Source organism: Paraburkholderia sp. SIMBA_030 (genome assembly GCF_046535245.1).
Classification (GTDB): Bacteria; Pseudomonadota; Gammaproteobacteria; order Burkholderiales; family Burkholderiaceae; genus Paraburkholderia.
Genome location: NZ_JAWRXB010001065.1, coordinates 1 through 255, shown reverse-complemented (window position 1 = coordinate 255; position 255 = coordinate 1). Strand labels below are relative to the sequence as shown.

The following is a 255-nucleotide window of genomic DNA, read 5'->3' as shown; positions in this document are numbered from 1 at the left end:
CGATTAGGGGTACATGCTGAGATTGTAGAGAGTGAGTCAGGTGATACGAGCAAGACCGAGCTCTGTCTGACTAAGAATAATCTGACTTACTGCATCAATATGCTATCAGAGCCTGATCCTCAAAATTTACCTTGGCAGGCGTTGGGTGTCGATGTGGTTTTAGAATGTACTGGGCATTTTCGCTCGTATGAGCAGGCGACGCTACATATCGATGCTGGCGCGCAGCAAGTAATTATCGGTGCCGCGCCATTTGAC

Annotated in this window: 1 protein-coding gene; it reads left to right on the top strand. The window is 48.2% G+C overall.

Annotation, left to right across the window (positions count from 1 at the left end; all coding sequences use genetic code 11):
- Window positions 1–255, top strand: a 255-nt coding sequence (locus tag SB772_RS43290; protein WP_410838935.1) for a glyceraldehyde 3-phosphate dehydrogenase NAD-binding domain-containing protein, incomplete at both ends; no start/stop codon positions are given.